The sequence below is a fragment of the Telluria sp. ZB4P34 genome, assembly GCF_059686055.1.
Genome location: NZ_JCASIF010000001.1, coordinates 35413 through 50639, shown reverse-complemented (window position 1 = coordinate 50639; position 15227 = coordinate 35413). Strand labels below are relative to the sequence as shown.

Genomic DNA, 15227 nt, shown 5'->3' with positions numbered 1-15227 from the left:
CCTGCGCCGGGAGCCATGGGCGCCAGTGGCGCGCATGACCCCGCCGCGAAGCGCCGAACAGGTCAGATCAGAAATCCACCGTCGCCGACACCACCACGCTGCGCGGCGCCCCCTGCACCAGGTAGCCGAAGCCCGGATAGCCGCCGGCCGAGGCCCAGTAGTTCCGGTCCGTGAGATTGTCGATGCGCGCCCGCAGCGTCAGCTCGCGGTCCATGAAGCGGGTGGCGTAGTTCGCCCCGATGTCCAGCCGCGACCACGAGGGCAGCTCCTGCGTATTGGCCGCATCCGCATACTGGCTCGAGGTATGCAGGGCGCGCGCATTCAGCGACAAGCCCTGCACGCCCGGCACTTCCCACTCGGCGCCCAGGTTCAGCTGCGCGCCCGGCACGCCGATCGCATCCTTGCCTTCGTTGAGGCCGCCGGCAGTGCGGCGCTGCTCCGCATCGAGCAGCGTGAGCCCGCCCAGCAGGCGCAGGCCGCGCGCAGGCTGGCCGAACACGCTCAGCTCGAGGCCGCGGTTACGCTGCTCGCCGAACACGCCGAAGCGGCGGTCCTGGACGAAGGCGCTCGGTTGCGCGGTGCTGAACACGGCTGCCGACATGCCCAGGCGGCCGGTGTCGTACTTGACGCCGATTTCCTTCTGGCGCGAGACGAAGGGCGCGAACACCTCGCCCTGGTTGACGATGTCGGTGCCGAACGCCACCGGCCCCTTCTGCAGGGCTTCGCTGTAGTTGGCATACACCGACAGGCCCTTGGCAGGCTTGTACACGATGCCGGCCACCGGCGTCACTTCGCTGGCGTCGTAGAGCGCGCCCGGCGCGCCCGTGTTGTAGTCGTAGCCGACGTCCTTGATCTTCTGGTGGCGAACGCCGAGCGTGAGCAGCAGGCGCTCGTCCAGGAAGCCGAGCGTATCGGCCAGCGCGACGCTCGACAGGATCGATTTCTGCGTGAGCCGCGGATTGCGCAGGTCGCCGCCGGTGAAGAAGGCGTTCGAGGGCGCGGCGGCGTCGCGCGGGCGGTAGATATTCGAGGGGAAGCCGGCGAAGTCGCTCATGGCGTAGGCGTTCCTCGACTCGACATGGTAGCCCGAGACCGATGCGCTCAGCTTGTGCGACACGGCGCCGGTGCGCAGCTGCGTGCGCACGCCCGCTTCGCCGGTGCGCACCTCGTCCTCGCGCTCGTTGTCGAAGCGCGTCATGGTGGCGCCGCCGTCCGGCGCATTGACGGTGGGCGAGGAGATCACGTTGGATTCGTCGCCCGCGCGCACGCCGAGCGCGGCCCAGGCCACGGCGCCGCCGGGCAGGTCGGCTTCCGCGCGCAGCGTGCCGAAGGTGTCGCGTGCGCCGGAGAAGGTCCAGGGCTGGGCGTAGTTGCTGCTGCTGTCGGGCGCCGCGACGATCGGCACGCCGGCCGCCACCGTCACGCTCGGGCGCGCGCCGCGCAGCTGGTGGTCCTGGTGGCCGACGTCGCCCGACAGGCGGACCCCGCGGCCGCGGTAGTCCACGCCGACCGAGTACATGCTCAGCTCGCGGCTTTCGCGGTCCACCGCGGTGTCGCCGTCGCGGCGCACGGCGTTGACGCGCACGCCGAGACGGCCTTCGTCGCCGAAGCGGCGCGCGGCGTCAAGCGCCGCATAGCCCTGGCCGCCGGTCTCGACGCCCACGGTGACCTGGGTGAGGGGAGCGTTCGGCGCGCGCTTGGGCAGCAGGTTGATGGCGCCGCCGATGCCGCCGCCGCCGGGCGCGGCGCCGTTGACGAAGCTGTTCGCACCGCGCAGCACTTCCACCCGCTCGAGCAGCTCGGAGGCCACGAACTGGCGCGGCAGCATGCCGTACAGGCCGTTGTAGGACAGGTCGTCCGAGTTGGCGGCAAAGCCGCGGATCATGTACAGCTCCTGGTAGTTGCCGAATCCGCGCGCCACACGCACCGACGGGTCGTTCTGCACCACGTCCGCCACGCTGCGCGCCTGCTGGTCCTGGATCAGGGCCTGGGTGTAGTTCATGGTATTGAACGGGGTATCCATGATGTCCACGTTGCCCAGCAGGCCGAGGCGGCCGCCGCGGGCGACCTGGCCGCCCGCGTAGGCGGCGGGCAGGCCCTGGGCCGAGGCGTCGGCGGACGCGCTGACGACGACGGTGGCAACGGGTTCGGAGGGAGCGGCGTCCTGGGCTTGTGCGGCAAAGGCTGCGGCCGCGAAGGCGATCGGGGTGAGGCGAAGCAGTTTCATCTGGAAAGTTCTATCTTCTTATTGAGAATGATTGTCATTCTATCGTTCCACCTTGCGCTTGTAAATGAGAACGATTATTATTTGATGGACTTTACGATTGCGACGCCCATGTCACCCACTTATGTCACCGAATAAGCTCCGCCGCTGGGGTTGGATCCACAAATGGAGCAGCCTGGTCTGCACCGTCTTCATGCTGCTGCTGTGCCTGACGGGCCTGCCGCTGATCTACCACCATGAGATCGGCCACCTGCTCGGCACCGACGTCGAGGCGCCGGCCCTGCCGGCCGGCGTGGACACTGCGCAGCGCGGCAACATCGATGCCGTGCTGACCTCGGCCAGGGAGCTGTATCCCAACAAGATTGCGATGTACATGTCGCAGGAGATCGACGAGCCGGCCATCTGGAACGTCACCCTGGGCGACCATCCGAACGACGAGCACTACAAGCCGATCGCCGTCGACGCCCGCACCACCAGGGTGATCACCGAGCCGGCCTTCGAAGGCGGCGCCTTCATGTCCACCATGTTCCGCCTGCACGTCGACCTGTTCGCGGGCCTGTACGGCAAGCTCTTCCTCGGCTTCATGGGGCTGCTGCTGATCGTTGCGGTCGTGAGCGGGGTGGTGCTGTACGCGCCCTTCATGCGCAAGCTCGACTTCGGCGAGGTGCGCCGCGAGCGCAGCCGCGTCATCAAGTGGCTCGACCTGCACAACCTGCTCGGGATTGTGACCATGGTGTGGGTGCTGGTGGTGGGCGCCACCGGCATGGTCAATACCTGGGCCGACCTGCTGCTGAAGTACTGGCAGAACAACGAGCTGGCAGTCATGCTGAAACCCTATCAGTCGCAACAGCGGGGCCAGCCGGCGGTGACGAAGATGTCTTCCATCCACGACGCCATCCTGCGCGCGGAAGCCGCGGAGCCGGGCATGAAGGTCGCCTTCGTGGCCTTCCCGGGCACGCCCTTCAGCAGTCCGTACCATTACGGCATCTTCATGCGCGGCGACGAAGCCTTCAGCTCGCGCCTGTACAAGCCCGTGCTGATCGACGCCGCCACCGGCGAGATCACCGACCGCCGCGAACTGCCCTGGTACCTCACCGCGCTGCTGCTGTCTCAGCCGCTGCATTTCGGCGACTACGGCGGCCAGGCCATGAAGCTGCTGTGGGCGCTGCTCGACATCGGCGCCATCATCATCCTCGGCAGCGGCCTCTACCTGTGGCTCAAGCGCAGCCGCAAGTCGGCGACGGCGCAGCAGCCCAGGGCCACGGTGCACGACGCGCCGGCCCTGGCCCGCGGCACGGAGGCGCCATGATCCGCAGCCGCGCGCAGATCTGGGCGATGCCGGTCCTGCTGGCCATCCTCACCGCCATCGGCCTGGTGGCGGCCCTGCTGGGCGACGGCGCCTGGGACCTGGTGTCCGCCCTGACCCTGGGTGCGCCGGTGGCGGCGGGCGCCTGGTACGCCCTGCGCCGGCCGCCCGTGCGACGCTAGCGCCGCCCGGCGCGCTCCAAAGCGGGCTCCGACGCTGTATACTTCGCCAACACGGCAGTCCGGTTGGCGGACCCGCCGGCTATCCAAGCGAGAGAGCGCGTATGTTTGCAGCAGTGGACCTGGGGTCCAACAGCTTCCGGCTTCACATCGGCGAACCGGCGGGCGGGCGCATGCACATCGTGCGCACCGCGCGCGACCCGATCCGCCTGGCCGCGGGCCTGGACCGCGACAACATGCTCACCGAGGCCGCCATGGATGGCGCGGTGCGCACCCTGCGAGACTTCCGTGCCATCCTGGACGAATACACGCTAGACGCCGTGCGGGTGGTCGCCACCAACACCCTGCGCGTGGCGCGCAATGCCGAGCAGCTGCTGCCGCGGCTGGAAGCGGCGATCGGCTATCCCGTGGAGGTCATCTCGGGCGAGGAGGAAGGGCGCCTGATCTACATGGGCGTGGCGCGCGCCATCGACAACCCCGGCGAGCGCCGCATCGTGGTGGACATCGGCGGCGGCTCCACCGAGGTCATCGCCGCCATCGGGCCGGACATCAACCTGGTCGAATCCTTCGGCATCGGCACCCATCCGCAGACGGCCGCCTTCTTTGCCGATGGCCGCATCACGCCGCAGGCTTTCGATGCCGCCGTCACCGAGGCGCGCTCCCGGTTCGAGGACGCGGCCGACCTGTACAAGGCGCAGGGCTGGGACGCCGCCTACGGGTCCTCGGGCACCATGCGCGCCATTAACGAAGTCATCGGCAGGAACAGCATCGGCGACGGTACCATGTCGCAGGCCAGCCTGCATGCGCTGCGCGACATCCTGCTCGAACTGGGCCACGTCGACGCTTTCAACATGCCCGGCATCAAGAAGGAGCGCGTGCCGGTGATGGTAGGTGGCCTGACGGTGCTGATCGGCGTGATGCAGGAACTCGGTGTCAACCGGCTCAGCGCCATCAATGCCGGCCTGCGACTGGGCGTGCTGTCCGACCTCGAACTGCGCGCCAACCGGCGCGACCGCCGCGACGCCGCCATCCGCGCCTGCATGCGCCGCTTCGGCATCGACAGCCAGCGCGCGCTGCGCACGGCGAAGATCGCCTCGACCCTGTACGAAAAGCTCAACCCGTCGGACGCGCAGCACTACCTGTGCTGGAGCGCGATGCTGCATGAAGTCGGACTCGCGATCTCGATGACGGGCGCCCACAAGCATGGCGCCTACATCGTCGAACACGCCGACCTGCCGGGCTTCACCACGCGCGAACAGCGCCTGATGGGCTGCCTGGTGCTGGGGCAGAAGGGCAACCTGCGCAAGATCCGCGAGGCCCTGGGCGACCCGGATGTGGCCAAGGCGGTGCTGGCGCTGCGCATGGCGGTGGTGTTCATGCATGCCCGCGCCGACGACGACCTGGCCGGCCTCGGCCTGCGCATGCAGGCCCGCCCGCGCACGCGGCTGGACGCGGCGCGCATCGAGTTCGATCTGCCGGCAGGGCTGCTGGCGAAGCATCCGACGCTGGGGCCGTGGCTGCAGAAGGAAGAGGGCGCGTGGGAAGAGATCGGGATTGCGTTTCAGACCAGGACTGCCTGAATAACGTAGGGTGGGCGGGTTCCCCGCCCACGCGGTGATCGCTACGATGTGAATGTCGCGCGGACTGCAGTACCGTAATTTGAACGCGTGGGCGGGAGACCCGCCCACCCTACCGCAGCTGCCCGATGAAATCCGGCCCCACCACCAGCTTCACATAGGGCATCCCATCGCTGCTCTTGTGCGTGATCCAGAACACCCCCGCCTTGCGGATGCGCCAGTCCTGCTTGCCCCCGCACAGCAGCATCGAGGCGACCTGGCCGAGCAGGGGCTGGTGGCCGACGATCAGGGCCGGCTGGCGGTGATCCGGCCAGCCTGCCGCCTCGATGATCGCCTCGGCGCTCGCATCCGGCGCCAGCGCCGGCACCAGCTTGTAGTTGCGCCCCAGCGCTTCCACCGTCTGCACGCAGCGCTTGGCCGGGCTGCTCAGCACCCGCACGTCGTCCGGCAGCTGGCGGTGCAGCCAGGCGCCGACGCGGGCGGCGTGGCGCTTGCCCTTCGGCGTCAGCGCGCGCCGCAGATCGAGCTCGACCTCGCCCTCGGCGGCGTGCGGTTCAGCCTCGGCGTGACGCCACAGGATCAGGTCCATGCTCGTTCTCCTTGTCGGGATGCAGGTTCGCGCCGAGCGATTCCATCAGGTCTTGCTGTGCGCTGAAGGCCTTCTGGCCGTTACGGGTCTTTTTGCGGCGGTAATGCCCGTCGCTGCCCAGCTCCCAGGCGTTGACGTTGTCCTTCAGGTAGGGATGCAGGCCCTCGCGCAGCACGCGGCGCTTGAGCGCCGGCGAACGGATCGGGAAGGCCACCTCGACCCGCCGGTACAGGTTGCGGTTCATCCAGTCCGCGCTCGACAGGTAGACGTCGTGCTTGAGGTTGTTGCGGAAGTAGAAGATGCGCGAATGCTCGAGGAAGCGCCCGACCACCGAACGCACCTTGATGTTCTCGCTCAGGCCCGGTACGCCGGGGCGCAGCGAACAGGCGCCGCGCACGATCAGATCGACGCGCACGCCCGCCTGCGAGGCATCGTACAGCGCACGGATGACGGAATCGTCGGTGAGCGAGTTCATCTTCGCGATGATGCGCGCCGGCTTGCCGCCACGCGCGATCGCCGCTTCTTCCTTAATGGCGCGCACGATCTCCTTCTGCAGCGAGAAGGGGGCCAGCCACAGGCTGGTGAGCTGCTTCGGGCGCGTCAGGCTGGTGAGGTGGATGAAGACCTCGTTGACGTCGGCCGTCAGCTCGTCGTCGCAGGTGAGCAGGCCGAAGTCGGTGTAGAACTTGGCGGTGGTCGAGTTGTAGTTGCCGGTACCGAGGTGGGCGTAGCGGCGCAGCCCTTTTTCCTCGCGGCGCAGCACCAGCGCCAGCTTGGCATGGGTCTTCAGGCCCACCACGCCATAGACCACCTGTGCGCCGGCCTGTTCCAGGCGCTCGGCCCAGTTGATGTTGGCTTCCTCGTCGAAGCGCGCCATCAGTTCGACGATGACGGTGACTTCCTTGCCGCGCCGCGCGGCGGCGATGAGCGCTTCCATCAGGTCCGAGTTCATGCCGGCGCGGTAGATGGTCTGCTTGATCGCGGCCACGCAGGGGTCGTTCGCCGCCGCCTGGATGAAGTCGATCACCGGCTGGAAAGATTCGAAGGGATGGTGCAGCAGCATGTCCTGCTTGCGCAGCACGCCGAAGATGTCGGGCCCGACCAGCTTGCTCGGGAAACCGGGCGTGAAGGGCTTGAACTTCAGCTCCGACTTGTCGTGGGTATTGGCGATCTCCAGCATGCGCCCGAGGTTCACCGGGCCTTCCACCGCGAACAGGCGCGAACGGTCGATGTCGAACTGGTCCAGCAGGAAGTTCGCCAGGTGCGGCGGGCAGGCATGGCCCACCTCGAGGCGCACGGCGAAACCGTAGTTGCGGCTGTGCAGTTCGCTCTGCAGGGCCTGGCGCAGGTTCTTGACCTCGTCCTCGTCGACCCACAGGTCGCTGTTGCGGGTGACCCGGAACTGCGAATACGACACCACTTCGCGCCCGGTAAACAGGTCGGCCAGGTGGGCCTGGATGACGGAGGACAGCAGGCAATAGGACTCGCCCTTCTTGTCGGACAGCTCGCTGGGCAAACGGATCACGCGCGGCAGCACGCGCGGCGCCTTCATGATGGCGATGCCGGAGCCGCGGCCGAAGGCGTCCTTGCCGGCCAGTTCGACGATGAAGTTCAGGCTCTTGTTGACCACGCGCGGGAAGGGGTGGGCCGGGTCGAGCCCGATGGGCGTCAGCAGCGGCCGCACCTCGCGGTCGAAGAACTGCTTGACCCAGGCGCGCTGGGCCGCATTGCGCTCGCTCCGGCGCAGCATGTGGATGCCTTTTTCCGCCAGGCGCGGCAGGATCTCGTGGTTGAACAGCTTGTACTGGCGCTCGATCAGCTTGTGGCATTCGACGCTGGCGCGGTCCAGGTCGTGGGCCAGCGCGTGCGGAATGCCGTTGTGGCCGGCTTCCATGCGGTGCTGGGCCAGCAGGCTGGCCACGCGCACCTCGAAGAATTCGTCCAGGTTGCCGGACACGATGGTGAGGAAGCGCAGGCGCTCAAGCAGTGGTACGGTCGGGTCCTCGGCCTGGGCCAGCACGCGCCGGTTGAACTCGAGCAGCGACAGTTCCCGGTTCAGGAACGCGCCGCCTTCGGGAATGCTCCTGGCCTCGGATTCCAGGGCCTTGTGTTTCATATCCATGATCTGCGTCGTAGTGTCGGCGCAGGCAGTGTAGTTGGTGAATATGACAACGCTGTTACATCCGCGGCGCGCGCTGCGTATTGAGGTTTAAGCATCGCTAAAGCCCGGACGCGTATAAGGTTCTCATCATAACAAGAGGAGGGTCGTTCGATGAAAGCGTTTGTGCGGGCCAACAAAGGTTTCCTGTTATTCATGCTGCTGTTCGGTGTGTTCCGCACAGCGGTGGCCGACTGGAACCCGATTCCGTCAGGGTCGATGCGGCCCAACCTGCTCGAGGGCGATGTCGTGTTCGTCAACCGGCTTGCCTACAACGTCAAGATCCCGCTCACCGACGTCGTCATCGCCCGCACCGGCGAGCCGCGCCGCGGCGACGTCGTCACCTTCGCCTCGCCGCTTGATGACACCCGCCTGATCAAGCGCGTGCTGGCGCTGCCCGGCGACCGGGTCGAGATGCGGCAGGAGCGCCTCGTCATCAACGGCGTCGAATCACAGTAGTCGCTGGCGGAGCAGGTAGAGGAAGCGAGCGCGGAGGGCCGCATGGATGCGCTGCGCATGATTGAAACCGTGGGCGGCCGGCGCCACCGCATCCAGGTACTGCCGCAGCGCCTGGTCATGCGCGATTTCGGCCCGGTCACCGTGCCACGGGACGCCTACCTCATGTTGGGCGACAATCGCGACAACAGCGCCGATTCGCGCGTCATCGGCTTCGTGCCGCGCCACCTGCTGATCGGGCGTGCCGAGCGCATCCTGGTGTCGGCCGACTACCAGGGCAACTGGATGCCGCGCACGGAGCGCTTCGGGATGTCGCTGCGCTGAAGGTCAAAGTAGGGTGGGCGGGTCTCCCGCCCACGCGTCCAGCCAGCTGATGAAGCATCGATCCGTCTGCCCACGCGTGATGTGAACGCGTGGGCAGGAAACCTGCCCACCCTACGGTCTGACCGGGCCACCGGACCAGATTGTTGAAATCCAGTAAAATCCCGTCCCCCGGACGCTTGCCTGTCGCAGTGCCGGTTTCATCTCCAAGGCACTGCCATGCAACGACTCCTCACCACCATCCTCGCCTGCCTCGGCATGATCGGGGCCCTCGCGATCGACACCTACCTGCCCTCGATGCCGGCCATCGGCGTCGAGTTCGGGGTCGGGCCGGTGGCGGTGCAGCAGACCTTGAGCGTGTTCCTGTTCACCTTCGCCTTGATGATGCTGTTCTACGGGACGCTGTCGGATTCCTTCGGGCGCCGGCCCGTGATCCTGGGAGCGCTGCTGCTGTACACGCTATCGTCGGTGGGCGCGGCCCTGGCCCCGACTTTCGGCTGGCTGCTGTTCTTCCGCGCCGTGCAGGGCGTGGCGGCGGGCGCCGGCTCGGTGATCGGCCAGGCCATCGTGCAGGACCGCTTCGAAGGCGCGCAGGCGCAGAAGATGATGTCGCACATCATGATGGTGTTCGGCCTGGCGCCGGCAATCGCGCCGGTGCTGGGCGGCTGGCTGCACGTGAGCTTCGGCTGGCGCTCCACCTTCCTGTTCCTGGCCGTCTTCGGCGCCGCGATGATCCTGCTGGTAGCGCGCATGCTGCCGGAGAGCCTGCCGCCTGCGAAACGCCAGGTCTTCCATCCGGCGACCATCGCGCGCAACTACCTGATGGTGCTGCGCCATCCGCAGTTCGTGATGCTGTCGCTGTCGCTCGGCCTGGTGTTCGGCGGCCTGTCGCTGTACATCGGCTCGGCCGCCAACTTCGTGATGGAGATCCTCGGCCTGCCGGAGACGGCCTTCGCGTGGATGTTCATCCCGCTGATCGGCGGCATGGTGATCGGCTCGGCCTGGGGCGGCAAGCGCGCCGTCAAGGCGCCGCCCGGGCGCCTGCTGTGGATCGGCTACGGGGTGATGGCGCTGGCCTCCAGCCTGAACGTCGGCTACAACGCGCTGTTCCCGGCCAGCGTGCCCTGGGCGGTGCTGCCGCTGGCCGTGTTCACCTTCGGCCTGGCCGTGGCCATGCCGGGCATCCAGCTGTCAGCCATGGCTTTGTTCCCGCACAACCGCGGGCTGGCTGCCTCGATGGTGGGCTTCATCCAGATGATGTCGTTTGCACTGGTCTCGGGCCTGGTGGCGCCGCTGCTGTTCGGCAGCGCGCTCAAGCTGGCATGCGGCGCCGCGATCGGCTGCGTGCTGAGTTTCCTGATGTGGCGCCTCAGCTTGCGCTTTGCGATGCCAGGAAACTGAGATGCAGGGTGGCCGGCTCTGCCGGCCGCGCGTTCAGCTCCGGTATGCGTTTCGACTGCTCATGCGCTGGTTGAGCGCGCGGTCGGCAAGCCGACCACCCTACAGAAGACGCGAGGCCTAGCGGCGGTGCGTCTTCATCGCCGCGGCGACTTCGCGCTTGGCGTCGCGGTCCTTCTCGGTGGCCCGCTTGTCGTGCTGCTTCTTGCCCTTGGCCAGTCCGACCTCGCATTTCACGCGGCCACCCTTGAAGTGCAGGTTCAGCGGCAACAGGGTGTAGCCGGCGCGCTCGACCTTGCCGATCAGCTTGTCGACCTCGGCCCGGTGCAGCAGCAGCTTGCGGGTGCGCAGTGCCTCCGGGTGGCTGAAGGCGGACGCCGTGGTCAGCGCGCTGATGTGTGCCCCGAACAGGAACAGTTCCCCGTTACGCACGACGACATAGGCTTCCTTGATCTGTACCTTGCCTTCGCGGATGGCCTTGACCTCCCACCCCTCGAGCACGATGCCGGCCTCATACCGGTCCTCGATGAAGTAATCGAAAAAAGCTTTTTTATTGTCAACAATACTCATGAAATAGCGAAAATCCGCGTCTCGGTTAAACTACTGCTGTGGCGCCAGGGTGGGATCCGGTGGAGTCTCCATGGCGCAAAATGCAACTCGTCCAACATCATAACAAACGGTTGACCAATGGCAGTAGTGCACAAATCAGTTTTTCTCGGCTATAGCACCGAGCAGATGTTCGACCTCGTCGCCAAGGTCGAGGATTATCCGAAATTCCTTCCGTGGTGCGGCGGCGTGAAAGTACTGGAGCGCAGCGAAGACAGGCTGGTGGCCAGCCTGCAGATCAACTTCCATGGTGTGAAGCAGAGCTTTACCACCTCGAACCACAACAACCGCCCCACCCAGATGAAGATGCACCTGGTCGATGGACCGTTCAAGGTGCTGGAAGGTACCTGGACGTTCAAGGCGCTGCGCGCCGACGCCTGCAAGATCGACTTCGAGCTGCACTACGAGTTCTCCAGCATCATCCTGGAACAGATCATCGGCCCCGTGTTCGGCATGATCGCCAACACCATGGTCGACTCCTTCAGCAAGCGCGCCGAGGCGGTCTATGGTTGAAGAAGTACAGGTAGTTGTCTGCTACGCCACCGCGCGCGACGAGTTCCTGCGCGCGATGAAGGTGGCGCCGGGCACCACCATCGGCCAGGCCATCGAGATGAGCGGCGTGCTCGCGGCCTATCCGGACATCAACCTGAGCACCCAGCCGGTCGGCATCCATGCCAGGAAAAAGACGCTCGACACGGTGCTGCGCGAGCGCGACCGCATCGAGATCTACCGTCCGCTCGTGGCCGATCCCAAGGATTCGCGTCGCAAGCGCGCAGCGAAGAAGCTTGGTGCAGAGGCGCCGCCCTCCGCCTGAGCAGTCGCGCTCGGCCGGATTGACAATCTCAGTTGTAAAATTGCGACCAGGCAATAATTGTTGCCCATCTCTTGGTATGATATGGCTCACCTCGGAGCTCGGTAGACGGACTGCCTTGCCTCAAGGGCCGGCAGCGTGCGCAATCGGCCCGGCACGGGGCCGTTCCCAGTTCGTTCCCTGCCGCCCTCCATGCTGAGTACCGTGAGTCTCCTGTTGGTCACCACCGCCATGTCGGTGGTAATGTTGCTTGTCCTGACCTCGCTCGCCGGCAGCAAGGTGGAAGGCATCCGCGAATGGGGGCAGGCCAATGCGATCGCCGTAGTCGCGCTGCTGCTGTTCTCAGCGCGCGGCGTGCTGCCCGACTTCCTGACCATCGAGTTTGCCAACGCCCTGCTTTTGACTACCTCGGCCCTGATGCTGGTCGGTTTCCGGCGCCACCTGGGTTTGCCCGTGCCGGTGCGTACCCTGGCCGCCGGCGGGCTCGCAGCGTTCGCAGGGGTGGTCGTCTTCCATCACGTCCATGAGTCCTTGCCGCTGCGCGTCGTTGCGGTATCTGTTTTCCATGCAGGGAACTGCCTCGCCATCCGTGCCAGCGTGCCACGCGCCGCGCCCGGACGCCTGCGTTATCCCTACGCGTTCACGCGCATCGCGGGGCTTGCCCTGGGCCTCGGCCACGCGGCCCGCGGCGCTCTCTATGGGACAGAAGCCTGGTCGCCAGGATGGCTGGCCGATCCGGCATTGGCGAACCTGGTGTTTTTCGCGATCGGCACGCTGGCCCTGCCTGCGCTCACCCTGGGGGCGGTGATGATGTCGAATGCACGCCTGATAGCCGAGACCGCCCATGCGGCCGACCACGACCACCTCACCGGCGCTGCCTCGCGTCGCGCCTTCTTCGGCGCTGCCGAGCGTGAGCTGGCGCGGGCGCAACGCTACCGCAGCAAGCTGGGACTGCTGCTGGTGGACGCCGACCACTTCAAGCGCATCAACGACACCTACGGCCACGGCGTGGGCGACCAGGTCCTGCGCGACCTGGTCCAGCGCATCCAGGAAGTCATCCGCAAGATCGATTATTGCGCCCGGCTCGGCGGGGAAGAATTCGCGGTGCTGCTGCCGGATACCGACCAGCAGACGACGATGGTGGTGGCGGAACGCCTGCGCGCCGCCTTGGCGCAGGCGCGCGAGGGAGAATCAGGTGGAGCGGCGGTGTCGTATACCGTCAGCATCGGTGTCGCGATGCTGGAGCATGGGGAAGGTTTCGCCAGCCTGATGGCGCGCGCCGACACGGCCCTGTATGCGGCCAAGGCCGGCGGGCGCAACCAGGTGGCCTGCGCGCCCGGCGTGGCGTCTTCTTAAGGGCATTGCGCCAGCGCCCGGTTGGCGCGGGCGGCGTCGGCGGCCTTTTCCTCGTCCGTCACGAACACGCGTTCGCCGGCGGCATTGAACTTCGTGACCCGTACGTCGGACTCGGCCTGGGCCTTCATCTGGCGCGCCAGTTCGCAGTGCTCGGCCAGGTCGCGGCGGCGCTGGGCTTCGGCAGCTTCCTTCTTTTCCTGTTCGGCGCGTTGCCTGACGCGCTCGAGGTAGGCTCGTTCGCGCGCGGCCAGCTCTGGCAAGTTTTGGTGGCCAGCAGTGGGACGCTCGGCCACGGGCGCCGGTAATACTGCCGGGGCCGCCACCGCGCGACCGGGCGATTTCAAGATCTTGTGTGGTGGCGTTCCAGGCGGCGGTGCACGGTCGGAAAAATGACGCACGCCTTTCGCGTCGATCCATGCGTATTGGGCCTGCGCCAATGGCATGCCCAGGATTAGGCTGACAGCAACAACGAGGCGCGGAAATGGGGTAGAGCGCAGCATAAAGAATTCCCTAAGGTAACCATCCGATTTCGCCATGCTTTGTTCGCGGTGTCAACCGAAGGGGAGAGGACCAGGCCAATTTTTAGGCAGGGCTGCGACAGCTGTAGCTACATTCTGTATAATTCACTTTTGCGCCTATAGGAAAATGCTATGCGTCTACTCCAGAAAGCACTCACGTTCGATGACGTGCTGCTCGTCCCGGCCTACTCGAATGTTCTTCCGGCCGACACCTCCCTTCGCACCAGACTGACCCGGAATATCACGCTGAATATCCCGCTGCTGTCCGCGGCGATGGACACCGTGACCGAGGCCCGCCTGGCGATCGCGATGGCGCAGGAAGGCGGCATCGGCATCATCCACAAGAACCTGAGGCCGGCCGACCAGGCACGTGAAGTAGCGCGCGTGAAGCGTTTCGAGGCGGGCGTGCTGCGCGACCCGATCACCATTCCTCCCACCATGAAGATCCGCGAAGTGCTGGCGCTGTCGCAACAGCACGGCATCAGCGGTTTCCCGGTGGTCGAAGGCAAGCAGGTGGTCGGCATCATCACCAACCGTGACCTGCGTTTCGAGGAAGACCTGGACGCGGAAGCGCGCGCCAAGATGACGCCGCGCGAAAAACTCGTGTACGTGAACGAGGACGCGAATACCGAAGAAGCCAAGCGCCTGATGAACAAGCACCGCCTCGAGCGCGTGCTGGTCGTGAACGACGAGTTCGAACTGCGCGGCCTGATCACCGTCAAGGACATCCAGAAGTCGCACGAGCACCCGCTGGCTTCGAAAGATTCGCGCGGCCAGCTGCTGGTCGGTGCGGCCGTGGGCGTGGGCGCGCGCGACGAAGAGCGCATCGAGCTGCTGGTGGCGGCCGGCGTCGACGTGCTGGTGGTTGACACGGCGCACGGCCACTCGCAGGGCATCCTCGACCGCGTGAAGTGGATCAAGGAACGCTTCCCGCACGTGGACGTCATCGGCGGCAATATCGCCACCGCGGCGGCGGCGCGCGCGCTGGTTGAACACGGTGCGGACGCGGTCAAGGTCGGCATCGGCCCGGGCTCGATCTGCACCACCCGCATCGTGGCCGGCGTCGGCGTGCCGCAGATCACGGCGATCTCGAACGTGGCCAAGGAACTGGAAGGCACCGGCGTGCCCTGCATCGCCGACGGCGGCATCCGCTTCTCGGGCGACATCTCGAAGGCGCTGGCAGCGGGCGCCCACACCGCCATGATGGGCAGCATGTTCGCCGGCACCGAGGAAGCGCCGGGCGAAGTGATCCTGTACCAGGGCCGCAGCTACAAGTCCTACCGCGGCATGGGCAGCCTGGGCGCGATGGCCGAAGGCTCGGCCGACCGCTACTTCCAGGAAGCCTCGAGCAAGGCCGACAAGTTCGTCCCGGAAGGCATCGAAGGCCGCGTCGCCTACAAGGGCAGCGTGCTGGCGATCATCTTCCAGCTGGTCGGCGGCGTACGCCAGTCGATGGGCTACTGCGGCTGCTCCACCATCGAAGAACTGCGCGAGAAAGCCGAATTCGTCGAGATCACCTCGGCCGGCATGCGCGAATCGCACGTGCACGACGTGCAGATCACCAAGGAAGCGCCGAACTACCGTTCCGAGTAAGTATCCAATGAAACGCGGCCGGAAGGCCGCGTTTTTGTAGGGTGGTCGGCTCCGCCGACCGCGCGTCCAGCCAGCGTGGTTCACTACTGAGCAGGGGTCAGTCGAACGCGCGCACGGCAGAGCCGTGCACCCTAC

Annotated in this window: 13 protein-coding genes and 2 pseudogenes; 9 read left to right on the top strand and 6 right to left on the bottom strand. The window is 66.4% G+C overall.

What is annotated here, in order from left to right:
- Window positions 1-67: 67 nt before the first annotated feature.
- On the bottom strand, window positions 68-2227 hold the full coding sequence (locus AC56KL_RS00225; RefSeq protein WP_497178151.1) for a TonB-dependent receptor: 2160 nt from the start codon (window positions 2225-2227) through the stop codon (window positions 68-70).
- A 121-nt stretch (window positions 2228-2348) separates the two neighbouring features.
- Between AC56KL_RS00225 and AC56KL_RS00220 the strand changes: the two genes are divergently transcribed.
- The 3 genes from AC56KL_RS00220 to AC56KL_RS00210 all read left to right on the top strand — a co-directional run bounded on the left by AC56KL_RS00220 (window position 2349) and on the right by AC56KL_RS00210 (window position 5289).
- Window positions 2349-3533: a PepSY-associated TM helix domain-containing protein gene (locus AC56KL_RS00220; RefSeq protein WP_497178150.1), complete on the top strand. Its 1185-nt coding sequence runs from the start codon at window positions 2349-2351 to the stop codon at window positions 3531-3533.
- Window positions 3530-3712: a hypothetical protein gene (locus AC56KL_RS00215; RefSeq protein WP_497178149.1), complete on the top strand. Its 183-nt coding sequence runs from the start codon at window positions 3530-3532 to the stop codon at window positions 3710-3712. The genes AC56KL_RS00220 and AC56KL_RS00215 overlap by 4 nt, the downstream gene beginning before the upstream one ends.
- A gap of 101 nt (window positions 3713-3813) precedes the next feature.
- Window positions 3814-5289, top strand: coding sequence for a Ppx/GppA phosphatase family protein (locus AC56KL_RS00210; protein WP_497178148.1), 1476 nt, complete (start codon window positions 3814-3816; stop codon window positions 5287-5289).
- Between the two features lie 109 nt (window positions 5290-5398).
- Here the strand turns inward: AC56KL_RS00210 and AC56KL_RS00205 are convergent, their stop codons facing one another.
- Both AC56KL_RS00205 and ppk1 read right to left on the bottom strand, forming a co-directional pair.
- Window positions 5399-5875 (bottom strand): SixA phosphatase family protein, encoded by a 477-nt coding sequence (locus AC56KL_RS00205; RefSeq protein WP_497178147.1) that lies wholly within the window; start codon window positions 5873-5875, stop codon window positions 5399-5401.
- Entirely contained in the window at window positions 5841-7997 is a 2157-nt protein-coding gene (gene ppk1, locus AC56KL_RS00200) for a polyphosphate kinase 1 (RefSeq protein WP_497178146.1), read from the bottom strand. Before ppk1 ends, AC56KL_RS00205 begins: the two co-directional genes overlap by 35 nt.
- 150 nt (window positions 7998-8147) lie before the next feature.
- Here ppk1 and lepB point away from each other — a divergent pair.
- A pseudogene (gene lepB, locus AC56KL_RS00195) lies at window positions 8148-8813 on the top strand (signal peptidase I).
- A 216-nt stretch (window positions 8814-9029) separates the two neighbouring features.
- A complete protein-coding gene (locus AC56KL_RS00190; RefSeq protein WP_497178145.1) occupies window positions 9030-10211 on the top strand; it encodes a multidrug effflux MFS transporter in 1182 nt (393 codons plus the stop codon).
- A gap of 117 nt (window positions 10212-10328) precedes the next feature.
- Here AC56KL_RS00190 and smpB read toward each other — a convergent pair whose 3' ends face one another.
- Window positions 10329-10778, bottom strand: a complete 450-nt coding sequence (gene smpB / locus AC56KL_RS00185) for an SsrA-binding protein SmpB (protein ID WP_497178144.1) — start codon at window positions 10776-10778, stop codon at window positions 10329-10331.
- A gap of 117 nt (window positions 10779-10895) precedes the next feature.
- Between smpB and AC56KL_RS00180 the strand changes: the two genes are divergently transcribed.
- From AC56KL_RS00180 to AC56KL_RS00170, 3 genes are all read left to right on the top strand, one after another.
- Window positions 10896-11327, top strand: a complete 432-nt coding sequence (locus tag AC56KL_RS00180; RefSeq protein WP_497178143.1) for a type II toxin-antitoxin system RatA family toxin — start codon at window positions 10896-10898, stop codon at window positions 11325-11327.
- The gene (locus AC56KL_RS00175; protein WP_497178142.1) at window positions 11320-11628 is read left to right on the top strand and encodes an RnfH family protein; all 309 of its coding nucleotides are present in this window, start codon (window positions 11320-11322) and stop codon (window positions 11626-11628) included. Before AC56KL_RS00180 ends, AC56KL_RS00175 begins: the two co-directional genes overlap by 8 nt.
- A gap of 201 nt (window positions 11629-11829) precedes the next feature.
- Window positions 11830-12981: a GGDEF domain-containing protein gene (locus AC56KL_RS00170; protein ID WP_497178141.1), complete on the top strand. Its 1152-nt coding sequence runs from the start codon at window positions 11830-11832 to the stop codon at window positions 12979-12981.
- Here the strand turns inward: AC56KL_RS00170 and AC56KL_RS00165 are convergent.
- Window positions 12978-13241, bottom strand: a complete 264-nt coding sequence (locus tag AC56KL_RS00165; RefSeq protein WP_497178959.1) for a hypothetical protein — start codon at window positions 13239-13241, stop codon at window positions 12978-12980. The genes AC56KL_RS00170 and AC56KL_RS00165 overlap by 4 nt on opposite strands.
- A gap of 57 nt (window positions 13242-13298) precedes the next feature.
- A pseudogene (locus AC56KL_RS00160) lies at window positions 13299-13424 on the bottom strand (DUF4124 domain-containing protein); the annotation flags it as partial.
- A 207-nt stretch (window positions 13425-13631) separates the two neighbouring features.
- On the opposite strand from AC56KL_RS00160, the gene guaB reads away from it, so the two are divergent.
- Complete coding sequence (gene guaB / locus AC56KL_RS00155; RefSeq protein WP_497178140.1) at window positions 13632-15092, top strand: IMP dehydrogenase; 1461 nt, start codon at window positions 13632-13634, stop codon at window positions 15090-15092.
- The last annotated feature ends 135 nt before the right edge of the window (window positions 15093-15227 follow it).

Excerpts from the sequence above, each read along its gene's own strand:
- AC56KL_RS00225 (WP_497178151.1), bottom strand. The coding sequence starts at position 2,227 with ATGAAACTGCTTCGCCTCACCCCGATCGCCTTCGCGGCCGCAGCCTTT.
- AC56KL_RS00220 (WP_497178150.1), top strand. The coding sequence starts at position 2,349 with ATGTCACCGAATAAGCTCCGCCGCTGGGGTTGGATCCACAAATGGAGC.
- AC56KL_RS00215 (WP_497178149.1), top strand. The coding sequence starts at position 3,530 with ATGATCCGCAGCCGCGCGCAGATCTGGGCGATGCCGGTCCTGCTGGCC.
- AC56KL_RS00210 (WP_497178148.1), top strand. The coding sequence starts at position 3,814 with ATGTTTGCAGCAGTGGACCTGGGGTCCAACAGCTTCCGGCTTCACATC.
- AC56KL_RS00205 (WP_497178147.1), bottom strand. The coding sequence starts at position 5,875 with ATGGACCTGATCCTGTGGCGTCACGCCGAGGCTGAACCGCACGCCGCC.
- ppk1 (WP_497178146.1), bottom strand. The coding sequence starts at position 7,997 with ATGGATATGAAACACAAGGCCCTGGAATCCGAGGCCAGGAGCATTCCC.
- AC56KL_RS00190 (WP_497178145.1), top strand. The coding sequence starts at position 9,030 with ATGCAACGACTCCTCACCACCATCCTCGCCTGCCTCGGCATGATCGGG.
- smpB (WP_497178144.1), bottom strand. The coding sequence starts at position 10,778 with ATGAGTATTGTTGACAATAAAAAAGCTTTTTTCGATTACTTCATCGAG.
- AC56KL_RS00180 (WP_497178143.1), top strand. The coding sequence starts at position 10,896 with ATGGCAGTAGTGCACAAATCAGTTTTTCTCGGCTATAGCACCGAGCAG.
- AC56KL_RS00175 (WP_497178142.1), top strand. The coding sequence starts at position 11,320 with ATGGTTGAAGAAGTACAGGTAGTTGTCTGCTACGCCACCGCGCGCGAC.
- guaB (WP_497178140.1), top strand. The coding sequence starts at position 13,632 with ATGCGTCTACTCCAGAAAGCACTCACGTTCGATGACGTGCTGCTCGTC.